This is a genomic window from Sphingomonas sp. Leaf34, from assembly GCF_001421805.1.
In the GTDB taxonomy this organism is placed as follows: Bacteria; Pseudomonadota; Alphaproteobacteria; order Sphingomonadales; family Sphingomonadaceae; genus Sphingomonas.
The window spans coordinates 479,017-497,685 of sequence record NZ_LMLC01000003.1; the positions used below are offsets into that span (position 1 = coordinate 479,017).

Consider the following 18,669-nt stretch of genomic DNA (forward strand, 5'->3'; position numbering starts at 1 on the left):
CATGCGGACGGTACGGCTGACGCTTTGCTGGCTGGTTGGGCTGATGGTCGTCGCGACGCTCGGCTTGATGCTGTGGTCGATGCTGCGCGCGCGCCCACAGGACCTGCCTTGGACGCCGCTTGGTCTCGACCAGCCGATCGGGATGTCCACCGGACGAAAGCTGACGGCGCTGACCGGGGATTTCCCGCAATGCCGGGCGCTGCTTGACCGCGCGGGCGTTCGGTACACGGCCCTGCCGCCGCGCAAAGGCGATGGACAATGTGGCTATGCCGATGCCGTCAGGCTGACCGGTGGCGCGCGAAAGATCGCCTTCGTGCCCGCGGGGCTCGGCGTCGCCTGCCCGGTCGCCGCAGCGCTCTCGATGTGGGAATGGAACGTCATCCAGCCTGCTGCCGTCCGCTTTTTCGGAGCGCGGGTCGTGAGCATCGATCATTTCGGGAGCTACAGCTGCCGGCGGATCTATGGCCGCGATGCGGGGACGTGGAGCGAGCATTCGACCGCCGATGCGGTCGACATCGCCGGTTTCCGCCTGAGCGACGGTACGTATATCACCGTCGCCCGCGACTGGCAGCGCGGCGGTGCGAAGTCCACCTTCCTCCACGCCGTGCGGGACGGCGCATGCAAGCTGTTCGCGACGACCCTGTCGCCGGACTACAACGCGGCCCATGCCGACCATCTGCATCTCGACCAAGCCGACCGCGGCGCGATGGGCTGGCGGGCATGCCGATAGCGCGACGCCGCTCCGGTAGTGCGCAAGTCCGGAGCGACAGAGGTACCTCTCAGTTCGTCAGCGTCGTGCCCGAATCTACCTTCTCGACCCAATAAGGGAAGAAAGCGGGCTGCCGGTTCGACCAGCCTGACGCAGTCGCCGCCGCCTCGCTGATTGACTGGAGCAGCTTGCGGCGCAACTCGGGATGCAGATGCGGCAGCGCTGCCGCCGCACAGAATGCCGACGGCAGCCAAGGCCGGACCTCGGCACCGATCAATCGCTCGTACAGGAAGCGCAGCGCGGAAAAGCCCGTCAGCCGCCCCTGTCCCAGGTCGAACGCCACGAGCGTCATTAGCGGTGCCAGGAACGGCTCGATCGCATCAAGGCCGCTGTCGTCGGGCACCATCGTACGCAGATCGGGGAGCGTGTTGTAAAGCCGCGCCTGCGCCCGGATGCTCGCGGCTTCGACCACGTCGCGTGACCAGCGCGTCATCGCGTCGTCGCGGTCGAGCCCGACATCGAGCGAACGGCGAATGTACCGCTGCGTCGAACTCGGAAAGCTCGCAAATTCCTTCATCTCGGCCAGCGTCATCGAGCCCTGTGCCGGTTTCATTCTGGAAGCCATGTCGTCACCCCGCTCTCGTCAAGGAACCGGCAGACTATGCGCCCGGATGGTTAACAACGGTCCTATCGCGCGTCATCTTTCCGTAACCCCAAGCGACCATGAAAGCTGTTGCGCTGCAACAAGGCTGCGATGAACCGAATGAAATCAAGCGATTTGATCGTGTTGCGAGGCGTTTAGGCAACAAAAAAGCGCCGGTCGATCGCGACCGGCGCCCGTTCGTTGTGCAGCAGCTGCGTTACGCCTGCTTTTCGCGCAGCGCTCGCTCTGCATCCGCATCATAGCCCGACGACTGTGCCGGCTCAGTGCCCGACCCTGGCTGAGTTGCTGAAATCGGATCGCTACCGTCCATCGACTCGTCCAACCCATTGTCGAGCCGCGCATCGGCGCTGTCGGGGTTCTTCTGCAGGCGCTTGGCGATCGACTTGTCTTGGCCCGCTTCCTGGCGCGGATCGCGGCCCGAACTCTTGCCCTCGGCGTCCTTCTCGTCAGGTGCGACCGAAAGGCTGTCGAGTGCGCTCTTGTCTATGTCGGTCATCGCGAATGTCCCTCTTTGAAATCTTTGCGAAGACCAACGGTCCAGCCGCGCTTTGTTTCCCAAGGGTCCGCCCGCGGCAGCGCTCAGTCGAGCGGCGTGACTGTGACCCGCTGCTCCCAGAGATACGCCTGACCGAACACCGTCATGAACGCGATGTCGGTCGCATCGCGCCCGACGCACACGCGCGCGATATCGCTGCACGTCGCCATCTTGGTCGCATCGATCAGCCGCCAGTCGCCCGCCAGCCACAGCTCCGCCACCGCATGGAAGTCGGGCGGATCGACGCCGGGGGCATAGGCCGACACGCACCGCGCCGGGATCCCGCCCGCGCGCGCCAGCGACACCAGCAGATGCGAATAATCGCGACACACCCCCGATCGCGACGCGAACGTATCGAGCGCGGTCGTCTCCCCGCTGCTCGAACCGCACCGATAGTCGAGCGACTGGTACACCCATTCCGTCAACGCAGCGGCGAGCGGCCCGCCCTCCAGCCCGCCGAACTCGCGCGCGACAAAGCCTTCGAATCGGTCCGACGGGCAATAGCGGCTCGGCATTAGATAGGGCGTCAGCTCGCCATCGAGCATCCGCGGTGGGGTCGCCGGATACAGCTCGAGCTGGACGCGCTCGCGCGACACCGCAACGATCGATTTATACTCTGCGGTGAAGCGGCCATGTCCGCGGGACCAGCAGCGCTGGCCGATCCCGTCCTCGCCACGCACCGCGCGGATCGGACTGTCGGACCAGATCGTCAGCGATTCGGATTCGATCTTTTGGTCGGCCATCGCCGCGGCCTCGATCTGGAGCAGCACATCGGCGTCTCCCCCGATTCCGTAATCCAGACGCACGTCGATCGAGAGCCGCATCGCGCGTCCCATTCCTATCCTGAGGCCAAAAGAAAAGGGCCCGGCGGTGTCCCGCCGAGCCCTGCGTTCGTCACACCCTTAGCGGGAGTTAGTTACGGCTGCTACCAAACAGACGCAGCACGAACATGAACATGTTGATAAAGTCGAGATAGAGGCTGAGTGCAGATAGGATTACGACCTTGCCGACCATGTCGGTGCCCGCCACCTGCGCATACAGGCTCTTTGTACGCTGCGTGTCGTAGGCGGTGAGGCCTGCGAACAGCAGCACGCCGACGCCGCTGATGACCAACTGCATGACGCCCGACTGCAGGAACATGTTGATCAGGCTGGCGACGAGCAGGCCGACCACGCCGATGATCAGGAAGGTCCCGAACGCCGACAGATCGCGCTTCGTCGTGTAGCCGTACAGGCTCAGCCCCGCGAAACCGGCGGCGGTCGCAAAGAACGCGCCCGCGATCGACGTGCCGCTATAGACCAGGAAGATGGTCGACATCGACAGGCCCATCAGGACCGCAAAGCCCCAGAACAGCATCTGCATCGTGCCGGTGCTCATCCGGTTCTGGCCGAAGCTCATGCCGAACACGATCGCCAGCGGCGAGAACATGATGACATACTTCAGGATGCCGCCGCTCTGGAATACCTGGGCGGCAGGCGATTCCGCGCCGCCCCAGGCGAAGAGCATCGCGACAATGCCGGTCAGCAGAACCGCCGAGCCCATATAGTTGTAGACGGACAGCATGTACGACCGGAGACCAGCGTCATAGGCCTCGGTACGCTGCCCCGTGGCCGTCGTTCCGAACGACGTGGCGCGGGGCCGGGGGTCAGACCAATTAGCCATGGTGAAATCAGCTCCTTTGTCCGGCATCGTGCCGGTTACGGTGAATATCGTCTTTTGCAGGACGCTTTTCAAGCGGAGTGGTTGCATCGCGCGCCATAGTGACGGTTAACCTGTCGCGGTCATGATCCGTCTGTTCGTCGCCCTCCGCCCCCCGCCGCCTATCCGTCGGAGCTTGCTCGACATAATGGAGGGCGTCCCTGCCGCGCGCTGGCAGGACGACGATCAGCTGCACATCACGCTGCGCTTCATCGGCGCGGTCGAGCGGCCGGTGGCGGAAGATATCGCGGTCGCGCTCAGCCATGTCGTCGCGCCGGCGCCGGTCGTTTCGCTCGCCGGAGTCGGCCAATTCGAGAAGCGGGGCCGGACCGATACGCTCTGGGTCGGCGTCACTCCGCACGATGCGCTCGCAGCCCTCCACCGCAAGGTCGATCAGGCGTGCGTTCGCGCGGGGCTCGAGCCCGAACGCCGCGCCTATCTCCCGCATATGACGGTCGCGCGGCTACCGCGGTCTGCCGCCGTTGGGATCGCGGTCGATCCTTGGCTGGCGACGCACGCCGGGCTCGCCAGTGCGTCCTTCCCGCTCCCCCACCTCGTGCTGTACCAGAGCCATCTCGGCCGCGATGGCGCGACCTACGCGCCCGTCGCGCGCTGGGCACTTGATACGCCGCCGGGAACCAGAGCCGCGGCGGGGGGTTCGCCAGAAGAATAACAGGGAGAGACGATATGCGGATTGCGACACTGGCACTGCTCGGCGCGGCAACGATGGGCCTCAGCGCCTGCGAAAAGAGCGGGATGGACACCGGCACCCCGGTCGCGGGCGGCCAGCGCGCCACCGCGATGCTCATGACCGCCACCGGCGTCGATGTCGGCCGCGCCACCGCGACCGAAGTCGCCGGCGGCGTCCGCTTCACGCTCGACGCCAAGGCGATGCCTCCCGGCACGCACGGCGCGCACATCCACACCGTCGGCCGCTGCGACGCACCCGACTTCACGACTGCGGGCGGCCATTGGAACCCGACGGGCACGAAGCACGGCAGCATGAACCCGCAGGGTCCGCACGAAGGCGACCTGCCCAACCTGATCATCGGCACCGATGGTCGCGGCACGATCGGCATGACGATCCCGGGTGCGACGATGGCCGGACTGCTCGACGCGGACGGCGCTGCGTTTGTCGTGCATGCAGCGCCCGACGACTTGATGACCGACCCGTCCGGCAACAGCGGCGGCCGCATCGCCTGCGGCGTGTTCCAGGCCGGCTGAGTACCAGCGCCCCTCTCGAGACGAGAGGGGCGCTTCTTTTCGTACGCCTGCCTCTTCCGTTCGCCCCCCTTTTCCCGTTCGCCCTGAGCGAAGTCGAAGGGTGTGCCCCAAACGGAGGTGCTTCGACTTCGCTCAGTACGAACGGAAGGAGGGCAAGCAGGCAGCCCCCCTAAACCGCCTCCCCCGCAGCCCGAGCCCGCGCCTCCCGCGTCGCCTCGGCGCGCGGTGCCAGCCGGTACGCCGCCACCGCGCAGGCCAGCGTGATCGGCGTCACTACCAGCAACGACAGCATGCCGATCGACAGGCTCCCCGTCAGCGTCGACACCCGCCCCGCCATATACGGCCCGAGCGCCAGCCCGATCAGCGTCGTACCGATGAAGAAGGTCGCGGTCGCCGTCCCGCGCATCCGTGGCAGCACCATGTCCTGCGTCGTCGCCGCCGCCGCGCCCAGCGCGCACGACGCGGTCAGCTGCGCGAGGAAGATCCCGGTGTAGAAGGCAGTCGGCGCACTGGCGGTGAAAGCCAGCACAAGGAACGGCACCGGCACCACCGCGCCGAAGATCACGACCCACAACCGCCCGGCGGGATTACCGCGCCGCAACCGATCCGACACCACGCCGCCGATCGTCAGCCCGAGAAAACCCGCGGTCGCGCCCAGGCTGCCGATCATGAACCCCGCCGACGACGGCGTCACGCCAAGCTCGCGCAACGCGTAGGGCGCCGCCCAGAAACTCGCGGCATAGCTCAGGAACGCGTTCAGCCCGTACGCGACGACCGTGCACAGGAACGCCGGCGTTCCGACGATCAGTGCGAACGTCGGCGGATCGCGGCGCTTCAACGCCGACGCCCAGGAGAACACCGCATACACGCCAATCCCGATCGCCACCCATTGCGGCCACGGCTCGCCTGCCTCGATCAGCCCGGTCACCGCGGCCGCTACCAGCGCGAGCGCCAGCAGATTATACCCAAGCGCACGCGCCCCACCCATCGCCGCACCGATCAGCGTAAGCGGCGGCACGATCGTTACCAGCTCGGCGCCGAACGCGCGGAACGGCGCGGGGTGTTTCTCGGGTTCGGGCAGCCCCTCGACCAGCCCGCGGATCGGCTCCTTCAGCGTCGCGATCCACACCGCGAGCAACAGCCCCGGCACGCCGACCGCCATGAACGCCGCCTGCCACCCGACCAGCCCGAGCGGCCCGCCGTGCGGATAGGCCGTGTTCCAGCCCTGCACGATCAGCCCGCCGATGAATAGCGAACAGCCGCCGCCGACGTACAGCCCTGCGGAGTAGATCGAGAGTGCGGTCGCGCGCAGCCGCTTCGGGAAATAATCGGAGATGATCGAATAGGCCGACGGGCTCGCGGTCGCCTCGCCGATCCCGACCCCGATCCGCGCCGCGGCCAGATGCCCACCGGTCCGCGAAAACCCCGACAGTGCGGTCATCACCGACCAGAGCGACAACCCGATCGTCATCAGCCGCACGCGGTACCAATTGTCCGCCAGCCGCCCGAGCGGGATCCCGAACAGCGAATAGAACACCCCGAACGCAGTGCCGTACAGGAAGCCGAGATCCTGGTCCTTCAGCCCTAGGTCGCGCTTGATGTCCTCCGCCAGGATCGAGATGATCTGCCGGTCGACGAAGTTCAGCACGTAGACGAGGAACAGGATCGACAGCACGTACCAGGCGTAGCGCGTCGCCCCCTGCTCCACGGGAGCACCGCGTTCAGCCTCGTGTGCCGGCTCGACAATTTTGGTATCCGCGCCAGCCATGATCCCTCCTCGATGTTTTCGAGCTATGGGTATCAGAGCGGATCAGGCAGAAACAGCGGTTTCAGCAGGGTCCGGTACGTAGGCCCGGCGGAGGGGCGTCAGCTCGCGCGGTCAGTGAGAGCCGATCAACCCGCGACGGAGTGCCCCGTTTTCGAGCCGAGTCAGCAACGCCTCGATCGTCGGCGGCGACGCCGGTTCAACCACCGCGCGTGCCGGCCGCGCGATCGGCGTCGGCGCCGCGGTTTCGACGACGTCCTCCTGCACCGGCACGGCACGTGCCTCGACGAAGGGCTCGGGCGGGACTCCAGGCGGTGCCTCGACGAAGGGCTCGAGCGCAACCCCAGGCTGTGCTTCGACAGCGGCCTTTGCGGCGACGACAGGCGGATGCGCCGGCAGCGGTGCGGGCGCGGTCACGAACGTCGTCGCCGCCGCCGTCGACTCGACCGCGATCAGCGGTGCCATGATCGCCGGGATCAGCGGCGGCACGGGGCGCACGGGCTCCATCGGCACCGGCAGGATCGCCTTGGGATCAAACGCCGCGAGCGGCAAATCGAGATCAGCCGGGATCGTCCGCTCGTCGCGCCCATCCGGCCCCACGCCCACTTCCATCATCGGCGTGCCCAGGTCGGCCGCCGACATCGGCTTGCGCGGCGGCGCGTCGGGATGCGCATCGGCGCGGCGGATCACCGGCACGCCGTCCTCGCGTGCGCCCCGGCGGATCAGGAACCCGCCCGGCCCGAATAGCAGGAACAGCGACGACCACAGCAACGCCGCAACCAGAAGCCCGCTGCCCAGCGCCAGCAATGCGCGCGCAGTCATCCCGAGCGGCGGCGCGGCAGCGGGCACGAGCGCGGCGACGCCGGTGGTCCACACCAGCGACTCCAGCGTCTCGGTCGAAATCGCCACCACGCCGACGGCGGCGAGCAGCCCGCCGGCCACCGCGCCGTATAGCGGCAGCGATCGGATCAGGGGGTAGCGACCAAGCGCGATCATCGTTTTTCCCGTGCAGCAGCTGCGATCAGCCGTCCATAAAGCGGATCATAACGCCGAATGTTTGACGACCAGTTACGCTCGGTCTTGACGAAATCCCGCCCGCGCGTGCGGCGTTCGTCCCAGCCGGACCGGTCCGCGAACATTCCCGCCAGCGCCTCCGCGATCGCCTGCGGATCGTCGGGCGGAAACAGCGTACCCGTCTCGCCGTCGCGGATCAGCTCGCGATGCCCGCCGACATCGGACGCCGCGACCAGCCGCCCCTGCGCCATCGCTTCAAGCGGCTTGAGCGGCGTGACGAGATCGGTCAGCCGCATCCGCTTGCGCGGATAGGCCAGGATATCGACCAGCCCGTAATAGCGCTCGACCTCCTGATGCGGCACGCGCCCGACGAAACGGATCGCGTCCGCCACCGGCGACGCCTCGGCCTGCGCGCGCAGCGCCGCCTCCATCGGCCCGCCGCCGACCATCAACAGCCGCGCGTTGGGCCGCACCGCGACCAGCGCAGGCATCGCCGCGATCAGGTCGTCGAGCCCTTCGTAATCGTAGAAGCTGCCGATGAACCCGACCACGTCCGCACCGTCGAGCCCCAGCGCCGCGCCCAGCGCATCATCGCGCGGCGGCGCCGTCCCGAACAGCTCGAGATCGACGCCATTGGGCGACACCGTGATCTTTTCCGCAGCGATACCGCGCGCGACCAGGTCGCCGCGCAGTCCCTCGCAGATCACCGCGACCGCATCCGCGCGCCGCACCGCCCATGTCTCCAGCGCGCGCGTCGCGCGGTAGCGCAGCGACGTCGCGGTCCCCGTCCCGTTGCCGACCGCCGCATCCTCCCAGAACGCCCGGATCTCGTAGACCAGCGGCAGCTTGCGCTTGCGCGCGACGATCAGCGCGGCGAGCGCGTCGATCACCGGCGAATGCGCGTGGAGGATGTCGGGCTTGAAGGCATCGACCGCCGACTCGATCCGCCTGGCGAAGGCCGCGATCCCCGCGACTTCGCCGACGGGACCCGGCTTCACGCCTGCCGCCGTCCGGTGGAACGTCAGCCTGTCGATCGACTCGACCAAAGCCGGCGCGACGCCGTGACGCGGGCCGGTGACCGCCGCGACGGTCCACCCCAGCCCTTCCTGCGCCTTGAGGATCGCGCGCGTGCGGAACGTATAGCCGCTTTGCAGCGGCAGGCCGTGGTCGAGGATATGAAGGATACGCATCGTCGACGCCATCTGCCACAGATCGCTTAACGGCGCGTCAACCGACTAGACCTACAGACGATCCCAGATCGCCCACACTGCACGAGGAGGCCGTACCATGATCAACAATCTCGCGCTCGGCCTGAGCCATGGGCTGATGATCCTCGCCGCGTTCCTGCTGCTGCGACGCCCCGATCTCGATTCCGAGCCAAGCCCGCACGACGTCGCGTCCCCCAAGCCCGGTCGCCCCAGGACTCCTCCCGGTGCGTGATCTCGCGTTCATCGCCTTTCTGTTCGCGTTCTTCGCGATGGGGTTCAAGCGACCGTTTCTGCTCGTGCTCGCCTATCTCTACATCGATATCGTCTCGCCGCAGCGTCTGACCTATCTTCTACTTAATACGGTACCGATCTCGCTGATTGCGTTCGCCTTGGCGGTTGGCGGCTGGATTCTCGTCGAGGACAAGCGCGATACCCGCGTCGGTGCCCGACAGGTGCTGATCGTGCTGCTGATGCTGTATTGTTGGGCGACGACGATCAATGCCGACTTCCCCGCGGAGGCGCTGGAGAAATGGGGCTGGGTGTGGAAGGCGCTGATCTTTGCCGCATTCCTGCCGCTGACGCTGCGCACGCGCCTGAGGATCGAGGCGTTGCTGCTGTTCATGATCCTGTCGGCCTCATCGATCATCATCGTCGGCGGGATCAAGACGATTGCCAGCGGCGGCGGCGGCTACGGTACGCTCAACCTGATGGTCGATAACAATTCGGGACTGTACGAGGGCAGCACGATCAGCGCGGTGGCGATCGCGATTATTCCGGTCATCATCTGGTTCATGTCGTACGGCACGATATTCAAACCCGATTGGCGCGTTAAGACTTACTGCGTCGCACTGGTCTTCGCCTGCCTCTTGATCCCGGTCGGCACTTCGACACGCACCGGCCTGCTCTGCATCGGCTTGCTCGCGGTGCTGTCGATCCGCGCAGTCAAGCGTAAGATACCGTACCTGATCATGCTCGCCGTCCTGGGGCTCGCGGCGGTCCCGTTCCTGCCCTCGACCTTCACCAACCGGATGAACACGATCAAGACCTATGATGCCGATTCGTCGGCATTGACCAGGCTCGCGGTGTGGCAATGGACGATCGACTATGCCGAACGCCATCCCTTCGGCGGCGGCTTCAATGCATATCTGGGCAATCACATCCGCTTCGACGTGAAGTCTGCGGGTGACGATTCCGGCGCGCGCGTTTCGGTCGATCAAGGCCGCGCCTATCACAGTGCCTATTTCGAGATGCTCGGCGAACAGGGCTATTTCGGGCTCGCTTTGTGGCTTGCGATCAACCTGATCGGGGTCGTCCGCATGGAAATCCTGCGCCGTCGATACCGTGACCCCGACGGCGATTTCGCCTGGGCGGGGCCGCTCGCGGCGGCATTGCAGACCGGGCATCTCGTCTATCTGCTCGGCGCGGCCTTTATCGCCATCGCGTTCCAGCCGTTCGTCTACATGCTGATCGGCGCGCAGATCGGGCTCGACACGTATCTGACGCGCAAGCGGGGCGAGGAGTCGTTTCGGTCGATGCGGCGCGTGCCGTCCGCCACCGCGAGTCCCGCATCGGCATGACCGATCGCGCGCCGGTGCATGAATTGCGTGCGTTGACCGGTATCCGCGGGATCGCAGCGTGGTTCGTCGTCTTGTATCATATTCGCCTGTCGATCGCAGGGCTGCCGACCGCATTGCGCGACGTTGTCGCCAAGGGCTATCTCGCGGTCGATTTCTTCTTTCTGCTCTCGGGTTTCGTGATCTGGCTGACCTGGAGCGCGCGGATCGGCACCAGTGGCTTTGCGGGCATTCCCCGCTTCCTGCAGAAACGCGTCGCGCGGATCTGGCCGTTACATCTGGTCATGCTCGCCGCCGCCGTCCTGCTCGCGCTGGTGTTGCGCGCGACCGGACGAGCCGACCCGCAATTCGTGTTCGCCGAACTGCCGCTGCATATCCTGTTGCTCCAGAATTGGGGCTTTACGCAGGAATTGTCATGGAATGATCCGGCCTGGTCGATCAGTGCCGAGTTCGGCGCCTATCTGGTGTTTCCGCTACTCGTGATTGCGGTGGACTGGCGGCGGCTGCCGAGCGCGGCGCTGGTGGCGCTCGCGGCGGCCTTGCTGGTGGCCCTGCACCTCACGATGCATGCGGAGAAACTCGGCGCCGACATATCGCGCTTTGGCCTGTTGCGGTGTCTGGTCGAATTCATCACCGGCAGCATCGTCTGCGCATTATGGTTGCGTTGGCGAGATCGACCAAGGGCGATACCCGGTACCGTCATCGTCGCGGTAGCGTTGGCTATCGGCAGGGCTTTGGGCGCGCCCGAAACCCTCGTCGTCCCCGCGTTCTTCGCGTCGGTCCTGATGGTCTTGGCGCTCACTGCGGGGCGTCGTGGCAATCTGTTCGAAGGCCGCGTGGTCCATTATCTGGGCGAGATCAGCTATGCGACGTATCTCAGCCATTTCATCCTGTGGAAGGCGTTCAAACTCGCCTTTGTAACCGATGCACGCGCGGTATCACTGCCGCTGATAGCGCTCTATCTTACGCTCGTCCTGCTAGCCTCGGTCGCGCTCTACCACCTGGTCGAGCGGCCTGCCCAACGCTGGGTCAACGCACGCTGACAGCGAGCGGCGGGCACCCCATGCGGGCACCCGCCTCACCATCGCCGATCAGTCGACCGGTTCGTCGGCCAGTTCTTCCTCCAGCGCGGCGATGATCGCCTTGTTGAACGCGGGGATGTCGTCGGGCTTGCGGCTGGTGATCAGATTGCCGTCGACCACGACCTCCTCGTCCACCACGTCCGCGCCCGCATTCTCGAGGTCGGTGCGGATCGACGGGTAGCTCGTCACGCGTCGGCCGTCGATCACGTCCGCCTCGGCCAGCAACCACGGCGCATGGCAGATCGCCGCGACGATCTTGCCGTCCTCCATGAACTCGGTGATGATCTCGATCGCGCGCTCTTCCTGGCGCATCGTGTCCGGATTGGCGACGCCGCCCGGTAGCACCAGCGCGTCGTAATCGTCGGTATCGACCTCGTCGAGCGTCAGCTCGGGCGTCGCCGTCTCCGCCTTGTTGATGTCGCCCTTCATGCCCTGGATCGGGTCGGTCTTGATCGACGCAAGCGTGACTTTCGCCCCCGCCGCCTCGAGCGCCTTCCTGGGTTCGAACAGTTCGACGGTCTCGAAACCATCGGCAGCGAGCATCAGTACGCGAGCTTGGGAAAGATCGGTCATGGCATGTCTCCAGTGAAATCCAGTGCCCCCTCAACCACGGGCGGCCCGCGTCGTTCCGGAACGATGCGCCTTCCCGAACATTTCCAGAGAGAGTTCATACGGCGCCCCAAGGACCACCGCATTGCCCACCAGAGTCGTGTATTCGGACGACAGCAAGCCCGGCATCACCCGCAAGAAGATGCGGAACGGCTGGGGCTATTTCGATGCCAAGGGCGAGCGCATCACCGACCGCGACGAGATCGACCGGCTCAACACGATCGCCCTGCCCCCCGCCTATCGTGACGCCTGGTTCTGCCCCAAGCCCAACGGCCATATCCAGGCGGTCGGCTGGGACGAGAAGGGGCGCAAGCAGTATCGCTATCACCTCGGCTTCCGCGAAGCGCAGGAGGCGGCCAAATACGAACGCTGCGCCGATTTCGGCCATGCGCTCCCCAAGCTACGCAAGGCGGTCGAGTCCGACCTGCGCAAACGTTCGCTCACCCGAGAGCGCGCCGTCGCCGCCGTCCTCCGCCTGCTCGACGGCGGCCATATCCGCGTCGGCAACGAAGCCTATGCCGAGGCGAACGAGAGCTTCGGCGCGACTACGCTTCGCAAGCGCCACGGCGCGGTAAAGGGTGCGACGCTGAAACTCCAGTACAAGGGCAAATCGGGCAAGATGCGGACGCTCAAGATCACCGATCGCTCGCTCAGCAGCTTCGTCAAGAAATGCCAGGATCTCGACGAACAGCATCTGTTCGCCTGGCTCGACGATGCGGGAGTCGCGCATCCCGTCACCTCGACCGACGTGAACTGCTATATCCGCGACGTCACCGGCACCGAATTCACCGCGAAGAACTTCCGCACCTGGGCCGCCAGCGTCGCCGCGTTCGAGGCTCTGGCCTCCGCCGAGGCGGATCTCAGCCTCAAGGCGATGCTCGAGCCCGTCGTCGCACGGCTCGGCAACACGCATGCGATCGCGCGAAAGAGTTATGTCCATCCCTCGTTGATCGCGCTGGTGAAGACCGGCCAGTCGACGTTCCGCAAGGCGCTCCGCCTCCCGCGCGCCAAGCGCTATCTCAGCCGCGAGGAATGCGGGCTGATCGCCTTCCTCGAAGCCGGCACGCCCGCCACCGCGGCGCCCATTCTGACCGCTCGCGCAAACGCGGCCTGACGAGTATTTCCATGTCCAACGCAACCACCCCCGCCAAACAACCGATCTTCGACGCCGGCGACGTCGGCAACCAGGCGCAGGGCTTCGTTACCGCCAGCATCGCCTGGATCCAGGCCTATTGGCTCCAGATCCTGATCGCGGTCGGGATCGGCGCCGCGATCGTCGTCGCGCTGCACACCGCACGCCGGTTCGGCAGCAAGCTGTGCCAGCGCCCGCGTGCGCTCGGCGGCTGGGGCTCGGTCGTCGGCAAGGCGATCGCGCGTACCGGCAATTTCTTCATCGTCATGCTGGCAGCCAAGCTCGTGGCGGGCTATTCCGCCGCCCCCGGCGAGGTCGCGACGACGATCAACTTCCTCTTCACCGTCGCCGCGGTCTTCCAGGCGGCGGTCTGGGTGCGAGAGATCATCCTCGGTGCGATCGAGCACCGCACCCAGTCCGAACATTATTCGGGTGAGGCGCTGCTGTCGGCGATGGGGCTGATCCGGCTGCTCGTCACGTTCGTCGTGTTCGCGGTCGCCTTGGTCGTCGTGCTCGACAATCTGGGCGTCAACGTCACCGGCCTCGTCGCCGGGCTCGGCGTCGGCGGCATCGCGATCGGTCTCGCCGCGCAGGGTATCTTCGCCGACCTGTTCGCCGCGCTCGCGATCATCTTCGACCGCCCGTTCCGCCGCGGCGATTCAATCAGCTACGACACCGCCTCGGGCAGCGTCGAGGCGATCGGCCTGAAATCGACGCGCATCCGCGGTATCGACGGCGAGGAGCGCGTCATCTCGAACAAGAACCTCCTCAATAAGGAGATTCTCAACAACACGCAGCGCAATCACCGCCGCGCTAAATTCATCATCGGCGTCACCTACTCGACCCCGCCCGAGGTCTGCTCGCGCATCCCAGCGATGCTGAAGGAGATCGTCGAGGCCAACGACAAGATCTTCACCCGCGCAGGCTTCACCGGCTTCGGCGCATCCAGCCTCGATTTCGAAGTGCAGTTCGACAGCAAGGGCCCCGATTATGCGAGCTTCTACGACGGCCGCACCGCAGTCGGCATCGCGATCCTGAAGCGCCTCAACGACGAGAAGATCGAGATCGCCTTCCCGACCCAGGTCAACATGATTGCCGCACCGGATGGCTCGGTCGTCGCTCCGTATCCCGAGGGCAAGCCAGCACGCCTGGACGCGTAAGCCATCGGCATCCAGACCATTGAGCTGGCGCATCGCATTCGAACGAGTGCACCTCCCCGGCGAAGGCCGGGGCCCAATTGGTAAGGTGGCATTAACGAGGCGCAACCTCCGTCAGCGACGCCCCCCAATTGGACCCCGGCCTGCGCCGGGGAGGTACTTCAGGCCCTCAAACCAACCTTGGCATGTTTCCTCGCGAATAGGGGGACCAAGACTGGGCTCCCGCCTTCGCGGGAGAGCAAGGAACGGAAAACCGCTATCCAAATGCAGCCCCCACTCTCCTTAGAATATAGCGCTTTAGAATATCGGGTTCGCAACCCCACCTCGACAAACCCATCATTTTCCTCTTTCCGGTTAGCGCAAGGCTTGCGAGAGCAAGGCCTCCTCGCCTAGAGACGCGTCAGCGCGTTGCGCCAACCAGAGAGGAACCCCGTGGCAACGATCACCACCGCAGAAATGCAGGCCCGCATCGGCACCGAAACGGTGTCCGACTGGGTCGAGGTCACGCAAGCCATGATCGACCAGTTCGCCGACGCGACCGGCGACCACCAGTTCATCCATATCGACCCGGCCCGCGCGGCGCAGACTCCGTTCGGCGGCACTATCGCGCACGGGTTCCTGACGCTGTCGCTGATGCCGATGCTGTCGTCCAAGGTTCCCGACGCGCCGACGATCGAGGGCGCCAAGATGGGCGTCAATTACGGCGGCAACTCGGTGCGCTTCCTCTCGCCGGTCCGGTCGGGCTCCAAGGTGCGCGGCAAGTTCAAGCTGCTGTCGTTCGACGAAAAGCGCCCCGGCCAGTGGCAGCAGACCAACGCCTTCTCCGTCGAGATCGAGGGCCAGGAAAAGCCGGCCCTGATCGCCGAATGGATCAGCCAGATCTTCGTTTGATTTTACCGAGTCCCCTCCCGCGAGCGGGAGGGGAGCAGAAAAGGATATAAACATGCGTTCAGCCGTCATCGTCTCCACCGCCCGCACCGCCATCGGCCGCGCCTATCGCGGCGGCTTCAACAACACGCCCGCGCCGACGCTCGCGGCACATTCGATCCGCGCCGCGGTCGAGCGCGCCGGCGTCGATGGCGCGGAGATCGACGACGTCGTCTTCGGCTGTGCGCTCCAGCAGGGTCACCAGGCCGGCAACATCGCGCGCACGTCCTTGCTGCGCGCCGGGCTTCCGGTGACCGTCTCGGGCATGTCGGTCGACCGCCAGTGCGCGTCGGGCCTGATGGCGATCGCCACCGCCGCCAAGCAGATCATCACCGACAATATGGACATCACGATCGGCGGCGGCGTCGAGAGCATCAGCCTCGTCCAGACCCCGCAGATGCGCGTCGCGCCCGATCCGCAGCTGGTCGCGATGCACAAGGACGTCTACATGCCGATGCTGCAGACTGCCGAGGTGGTCGCCAAGCGCTACGGCATCAGCCGCGACGCGATGGACGCCTATGCGCTCCAGTCGCAGCAGCGCACCGCCGCCGCGCAGGCCGCAGGCTATTTCGACGCGGAGATCGTCGCGGTCGAGGCCAACATGGCCATCGTCAACAAGGAGACCAAGGAGGTCACCTACAAGGACGTGACGATCGCCAAGGACGAGGGCAATCGCGCCGACACCACGCTCGAAGGGCTCCAGTCGCTCAAGCCAGTCATGGGCCCCGACTTCACGATCACCGCCGGCAACGCATCGCAGCTGTCGGACGGGTCGTCGTCGTCGGTACTGATGGAGGAGAAGATCGCCTCGCAGCGCGGCCTCCAGCCGCTCGGTCGCTATGTCGGCATCGCGGTCGGCGGCACCGAGCCCGACGAGATGGGGATCGGCCCGGTCGTCGCGATCCCCAAGCTCCTCAAGCGCTTCGGCCTCAAGATGGACGATATCGGCCTGTGGGAGCTGAACGAGGCGTTCGCGGTGCAGGTGCTCTATTGCCGCGACACGCTCGGCATCCCCGACGAGCGGCTCAACGTCAGCGGCGGCGCGATCTCGATCGGCCACCCCTATGGCATGACCGGCGCGCGCGCGACCGGCCACGCGCTGATCGAAGGCAAGCGCCGCGGTGCCAAGTACGTCGTCGTCACGATGTGCGTAGGCGGTGGCATGGGTGCCGCCGGGTTGTTCGAGGTGCTGTGATCTTGAAAACCATGCCGCATTCGCGCATGTAATAAAGCGGCGTTGCATACACCGCCTTTCTTGTCTGGGCCTCGGTCGTGTCAGCGGCCGGGGCCTAATACGTTTGGGACTTGGGTGTCAGCCCAAGCCCCTCCCGTGCACCTAGCCTTTGCGCGACACTCCGATGATCTTCACGACCAGGGTCGCGAAGGCGAAGCGCATGCCGGGGATCAGGCACAGATCGGCAAGTTGCATACACCTTACCTTTCTTGTTTGGCAGCAGGACTGCTGCCGCCCCCATCATGGCGCGCTGTCTGCGCTTTCACCAAGCAGCATCGCATCGGACCGCGCAGCGCAACCAACGCCCGCCCCGCCCGTTCTCTCAGGCAATCCAAGCCCACAGGAGAATGACGATGGCCGACAAGGATACCCCGCAGGAAATCGCAGCGAAGTTCATCGACAAGCTGAAGTCGAGCCCGTTCGTGATGATCGGCCTCGAGGATGGCCAGCATTCCGAGCCGATGACCGCGCAGATCGACGACGATCAGCCCAACACGCTGTTCTTCTTCGCCGGTCGCGACAATCGCATCGCCAAGGGTGGCGCGGCGATGGCGCAGTTCGTCGGCAAGGGGCATGATTTCTTTGCCTGCATGTCGGGAGACGTTTCGACGTCGAACGATCGCACGCAGATCGACAAGCTCTGGAACAACCAAGTCGAGGCATGGTTTCCGGGCGGCAAGGAAGACCCGAACCTCACGCTGCTGCGCTTCGACATCGACAGCGCAGAACTGTGGGAGACGGACATCTCGATCGGTGGTCGCCTGAAGATGCTGTTCGGCGGCACGATCCGTCCGGACGAGTCGAGCAGCCACGCGGTCGTCGACTCGGTCGCATAAGCTACCGGTGGGCAGCCCCGCGATCGGGGCTGCCCATAGCCGTCACCCGTTCGCGGTGATGAACTCTTCGACAACGGGCGCGATCTTGTCGCGCCAGCGCGAACCGTTGAAGATGCCGTAATGCCCTGCGCCCTCCGCGATCAAATAGCGCTTCTTCGCATCCGGCAACGCCGTCGCCAGCGTCAGCGCAGCCTTGGTCTGGCCCAGGCCTGAAATATCGTCGCGCTCCCCCTCGATGGCCAGCAGCCCGATATCGGTGATCGCCGCCGGATCCACGAGCCGTCCACGATGCGTCAGGATCCCGCGCGGCAGTGCGTGGGTCTGGAAGACCACATCGATCGTCTGGAGATAGAATTCCGCGGTCATGTCGCAGACCGAGCGATATTCCTCATAGAAATCCTGGCTCTGCGACGCGCTCGCATCGTCGCCTTGGACGAGATGCTTATACATCTCCCAATGCGAGACCATGTGGTTGCCCAAATTCATCGACATGAACCCGGCAAGCTGCAGGAACCCGGGATAGACCTTGCGCCCCGCACCCGGATAATTGCCCGGTACCGTCGCGATCACATTCTGCTCAAACCAGGCATGCGGCCGTTCGGTCGCCAGCGTGTTGACCGCGGTCGGCGCTTCGCGCGTGTCAACGGGACCGCCCATCATCGTCAGCGTCTTGGGCCGGCACGGATTCTTGTCCGCGCTCATCAGCGCCGCCGCGGCATAACAGGGTACCGACGGCTGGCAGACCGCGAGCATGTGCGTCCCGCCCTGCCCCTCGTTCGCGCCGATCTGCTCGAGAAACGCGATCAAATAATCGACATAATCGTCGAGATCGAAGCGGCCCGCCGACAACGGCACGCTGCGCGCATCGCGCCAGTCGGTGATGTAGACGTCCGCGAACGGGAGCATCCGCTCGACCGTCCCGCGCAGCAGCGTGGCGTAATGGCCCGACATCGGCGCGACGATCAGCAGCTTGGGGCCGCCCTCGACGCCGTCCCGCACGAACCGCTTCAGCTGGCCGAAATCCTTCCGCAGCACGATCTCCTCGCGCACCGCGACCTCACGCCCGTCGATGACCGTCCGGTCAAGCCCAAACGCCGGCTTTCCGCGAGTCGCATTCGCGTGTGCGAACACCTCCAGCGCCGATCCGATCACCGCCCCGCCCCCTAAATAGGCGAATGGGTTTGCCGGATTGTTGAGCATTTCCGCGCCGAAACTCGCCAGTTTGCTGGCACCTGACATCATCGACCGTTGGAATTCGTAAGCATCGTAGAGCATGCGGTATCCTTCGCCTTTATATAGGC

General features: G+C 65.5%; 20 protein-coding genes. 11 read left to right on the plus strand and 9 right to left on the minus strand.

Annotation, left to right across the window (positions count from 1 at the left end; translation table 11 throughout):
* The first annotated feature begins 1 nt into the window (after position 1).
* Positions 2-730: an extensin-like domain-containing protein gene (locus ASF00_RS10710; protein WP_055878347.1), complete on the plus strand. Its 729-nt coding sequence runs from the start codon at positions 2-4 to the stop codon at positions 728-730.
* A gap of 49 nt (positions 731-779) precedes the next feature.
* On the opposite strand, the gene ASF00_RS10715 is transcribed toward ASF00_RS10710, so the two are convergent.
* The 4 genes from ASF00_RS10715 to ASF00_RS10730 form a co-directional block, all read right to left on the minus strand.
* On the minus strand, positions 780-1,334 hold the full coding sequence (locus ASF00_RS10715) for a hypothetical protein (RefSeq protein ID WP_055878349.1): 555 nt from the start codon (positions 1,332-1,334) through the stop codon (positions 780-782).
* 235 nt (positions 1,335-1,569) lie between these two features.
* Positions 1,570-1,869, minus strand: a complete 300-nt coding sequence (locus ASF00_RS10720; protein WP_055878352.1) for a hypothetical protein — start codon at positions 1,867-1,869, stop codon at positions 1,570-1,572.
* 83 nt (positions 1,870-1,952) lie between these two features.
* A complete protein-coding gene (locus ASF00_RS10725; RefSeq protein WP_055878867.1) occupies positions 1,953-2,732 on the minus strand; it encodes a transglutaminase-like domain-containing protein in 780 nt (259 codons plus the stop codon).
* 88 nt (positions 2,733-2,820) lie between these two features.
* The gene (locus ASF00_RS10730) at positions 2,821-3,570 is read right to left on the minus strand and encodes a Bax inhibitor-1/YccA family protein (RefSeq protein WP_055878870.1); all 750 of its coding nucleotides are present in this window, start codon (positions 3,568-3,570) and stop codon (positions 2,821-2,823) included.
* A 121-nt stretch (positions 3,571-3,691) separates the two neighbouring features.
* Here ASF00_RS10730 and thpR point away from each other — a divergent pair, with 121 nt between their 5' ends.
* Both thpR and ASF00_RS10740 read left to right on the plus strand, forming a co-directional pair.
* Positions 3,692-4,279: an RNA 2',3'-cyclic phosphodiesterase gene (gene thpR / locus ASF00_RS10735; RefSeq protein WP_055878354.1), complete on the plus strand. Its 588-nt coding sequence runs from the start codon at positions 3,692-3,694 to the stop codon at positions 4,277-4,279.
* A gap of 14 nt (positions 4,280-4,293) precedes the next feature.
* A complete protein-coding gene (locus ASF00_RS10740; RefSeq protein ID WP_055878356.1) occupies positions 4,294-4,830 on the plus strand; it encodes a superoxide dismutase family protein in 537 nt (178 codons plus the stop codon).
* Positions 4,831-4,999: 169 nt separating this feature from the next.
* On the opposite strand, the gene ASF00_RS10745 is transcribed toward ASF00_RS10740, so the two are convergent.
* The 3 genes from ASF00_RS10745 to ASF00_RS10755 all read right to left on the minus strand — a co-directional run bounded on the left by ASF00_RS10745 (position 5,000) and on the right by ASF00_RS10755 (position 8,799).
* Positions 5,000-6,598, minus strand: coding sequence for a spinster family MFS transporter (locus ASF00_RS10745; RefSeq protein ID WP_082463370.1), 1,599 nt, complete (start codon positions 6,596-6,598; stop codon positions 5,000-5,002).
* A gap of 111 nt (positions 6,599-6,709) precedes the next feature.
* The gene (locus ASF00_RS10750; RefSeq protein WP_055878358.1) at positions 6,710-7,591 is read right to left on the minus strand and encodes a hypothetical protein; all 882 of its coding nucleotides are present in this window, start codon (positions 7,589-7,591) and stop codon (positions 6,710-6,712) included.
* Positions 7,588-8,799, minus strand: coding sequence for a TIGR04063 family PEP-CTERM/XrtA system glycosyltransferase (locus tag ASF00_RS10755; protein WP_055878876.1), 1,212 nt, complete (start codon positions 8,797-8,799; stop codon positions 7,588-7,590). The genes ASF00_RS10750 and ASF00_RS10755 overlap by 4 nt, the downstream gene beginning before the upstream one ends.
* 97 nt (positions 8,800-8,896) lie before the next feature.
* Here ASF00_RS10755 and ASF00_RS18845 point away from each other — a divergent pair, with 97 nt between their 5' ends.
* From ASF00_RS18845 to ASF00_RS10765, 3 genes are read left to right on the plus strand one after another with little or no spacing between them, the layout of a single operon-like run.
* Complete coding sequence (locus tag ASF00_RS18845) at positions 8,897-9,049, plus strand: hypothetical protein (protein WP_200910208.1); 153 nt, start codon at positions 8,897-8,899, stop codon at positions 9,047-9,049.
* Complete coding sequence (locus tag ASF00_RS10760; RefSeq protein ID WP_055878361.1) at positions 9,042-10,394, plus strand: putative O-glycosylation ligase, exosortase A system-associated; 1,353 nt, start codon at positions 9,042-9,044, stop codon at positions 10,392-10,394. Before ASF00_RS18845 ends, ASF00_RS10760 begins: the two co-directional genes overlap by 8 nt.
* Positions 10,391-11,434, plus strand: a complete 1,044-nt coding sequence (locus ASF00_RS10765; protein WP_082463371.1) for an acyltransferase family protein — start codon at positions 10,391-10,393, stop codon at positions 11,432-11,434. The genes ASF00_RS10760 and ASF00_RS10765 overlap by 4 nt, the downstream gene beginning before the upstream one ends.
* Positions 11,435-11,482: 48 nt before the next feature.
* On the opposite strand, the gene ASF00_RS10770 is transcribed toward ASF00_RS10765, so the two are convergent.
* Entirely contained in the window at positions 11,483-12,046 is a 564-nt protein-coding gene (locus ASF00_RS10770; RefSeq protein WP_055878364.1) for a type 1 glutamine amidotransferase domain-containing protein, read from the minus strand.
* Positions 12,047-12,224: 178 nt separating this feature from the next.
* Here ASF00_RS10770 and ASF00_RS10775 point away from each other — a divergent pair, with 178 nt between their 5' ends.
* The 5 genes from ASF00_RS10775 (at position 12,225) to ASF00_RS10795 (ending at position 17,368) form a co-directional block, all read left to right on the plus strand.
* On the plus strand, positions 12,225-13,196 hold the full coding sequence (locus ASF00_RS10775; RefSeq protein ID WP_055878881.1) for a DNA topoisomerase IB: 972 nt from the start codon (positions 12,225-12,227) through the stop codon (positions 13,194-13,196).
* An 11-nt stretch (positions 13,197-13,207) separates the two neighbouring features.
* Complete coding sequence (locus tag ASF00_RS10780; RefSeq protein ID WP_055878367.1) at positions 13,208-14,374, plus strand: mechanosensitive ion channel family protein; 1,167 nt, start codon at positions 13,208-13,210, stop codon at positions 14,372-14,374.
* Positions 14,375-14,827: 453 nt separating this feature from the next.
* Positions 14,828-15,262 carry a MaoC family dehydratase gene (locus ASF00_RS10785; protein WP_200910530.1) on the plus strand — a complete coding sequence of 145 codons (435 nt, stop codon included), beginning with the start codon at positions 14,828-14,830 and terminating at the stop codon, positions 15,260-15,262.
* A gap of 52 nt (positions 15,263-15,314) precedes the next feature.
* On the plus strand, positions 15,315-16,493 hold the full coding sequence (locus tag ASF00_RS10790; RefSeq protein ID WP_055878373.1) for an acetyl-CoA C-acyltransferase: 1,179 nt from the start codon (positions 15,315-15,317) through the stop codon (positions 16,491-16,493).
* 392 nt (positions 16,494-16,885) lie between these two features.
* Positions 16,886-17,368 (plus strand): pyridoxamine 5'-phosphate oxidase family protein, encoded by a 483-nt coding sequence (locus ASF00_RS10795; RefSeq protein WP_055878883.1) that lies wholly within the window; start codon positions 16,886-16,888, stop codon positions 17,366-17,368.
* Between the two features lie 42 nt (positions 17,369-17,410).
* On the opposite strand, the gene ASF00_RS10800 is transcribed toward ASF00_RS10795, so the two are convergent.
* Positions 17,411-18,643, minus strand: coding sequence for a polyhydroxyalkanoate depolymerase (locus ASF00_RS10800; RefSeq protein WP_055878885.1), 1,233 nt, complete (start codon positions 18,641-18,643; stop codon positions 17,411-17,413).
* Between the last annotated feature and the right edge of the window lie 26 nt (positions 18,644-18,669).

Bases quoted from the DNA above. Each gene is read 5' to 3' on its own strand.
- ASF00_RS10785 (WP_200910530.1), top strand. From the start codon at position 14,828: ATGCAGGCCCGCATCGGCACCGAAACGGTGTCCGACTGGGTCGAGGTC.
- ASF00_RS10720 (WP_055878352.1), bottom strand. From the start codon at position 1,869: ATGACCGACATAGACAAGAGCGCACTCGACAGCCTTTCGGTCGCACCT.
- ASF00_RS10740 (WP_055878356.1), top strand. From the start codon at position 4,294: ATGCGGATTGCGACACTGGCACTGCTCGGCGCGGCAACGATGGGCCTC.
- ASF00_RS10715 (WP_055878349.1), bottom strand. From the start codon at position 1,334: ATGGCTTCCAGAATGAAACCGGCACAGGGCTCGATGACGCTGGCCGAG.
- ASF00_RS10710 (WP_055878347.1), top strand. From the start codon at position 2: ATGCGGACGGTACGGCTGACGCTTTGCTGGCTGGTTGGGCTGATGGTC.
- ASF00_RS10780 (WP_055878367.1), top strand. From the start codon at position 13,208: ATGTCCAACGCAACCACCCCCGCCAAACAACCGATCTTCGACGCCGGC.
- ASF00_RS10730 (WP_055878870.1), bottom strand. From the start codon at position 3,570: ATGGCTAATTGGTCTGACCCCCGGCCCCGCGCCACGTCGTTCGGAACG.
- ASF00_RS10790 (WP_055878373.1), top strand. From the start codon at position 15,315: ATGCGTTCAGCCGTCATCGTCTCCACCGCCCGCACCGCCATCGGCCGC.
- ASF00_RS10795 (WP_055878883.1), top strand. From the start codon at position 16,886: ATGGCCGACAAGGATACCCCGCAGGAAATCGCAGCGAAGTTCATCGAC.
- ASF00_RS10765 (WP_082463371.1), top strand. From the start codon at position 10,391: ATGACCGATCGCGCGCCGGTGCATGAATTGCGTGCGTTGACCGGTATC.
- thpR (WP_055878354.1), top strand. From the start codon at position 3,692: ATGATCCGTCTGTTCGTCGCCCTCCGCCCCCCGCCGCCTATCCGTCGG.
- ASF00_RS10755 (WP_055878876.1), bottom strand. From the start codon at position 8,799: ATGCGTATCCTTCATATCCTCGACCACGGCCTGCCGCTGCAAAGCGGC.
- ASF00_RS10800 (WP_055878885.1), bottom strand. From the start codon at position 18,643: ATGCTCTACGATGCTTACGAATTCCAACGGTCGATGATGTCAGGTGCC.
- ASF00_RS18845 (WP_200910208.1), top strand. From the start codon at position 8,897: ATGATCAACAATCTCGCGCTCGGCCTGAGCCATGGGCTGATGATCCTC.
- ASF00_RS10775 (WP_055878881.1), top strand. From the start codon at position 12,225: ATGCGGAACGGCTGGGGCTATTTCGATGCCAAGGGCGAGCGCATCACC.
- ASF00_RS10770 (WP_055878364.1), bottom strand. From the start codon at position 12,046: ATGACCGATCTTTCCCAAGCTCGCGTACTGATGCTCGCTGCCGATGGT.
- ASF00_RS10745 (WP_082463370.1), bottom strand. From the start codon at position 6,598: ATGGCTGGCGCGGATACCAAAATTGTCGAGCCGGCACACGAGGCTGAA.
- ASF00_RS10750 (WP_055878358.1), bottom strand. From the start codon at position 7,591: ATGATCGCGCTTGGTCGCTACCCCCTGATCCGATCGCTGCCGCTATAC.
- ASF00_RS10725 (WP_055878867.1), bottom strand. From the start codon at position 2,732: ATGCGGCTCTCGATCGACGTGCGTCTGGATTACGGAATCGGGGGAGAC.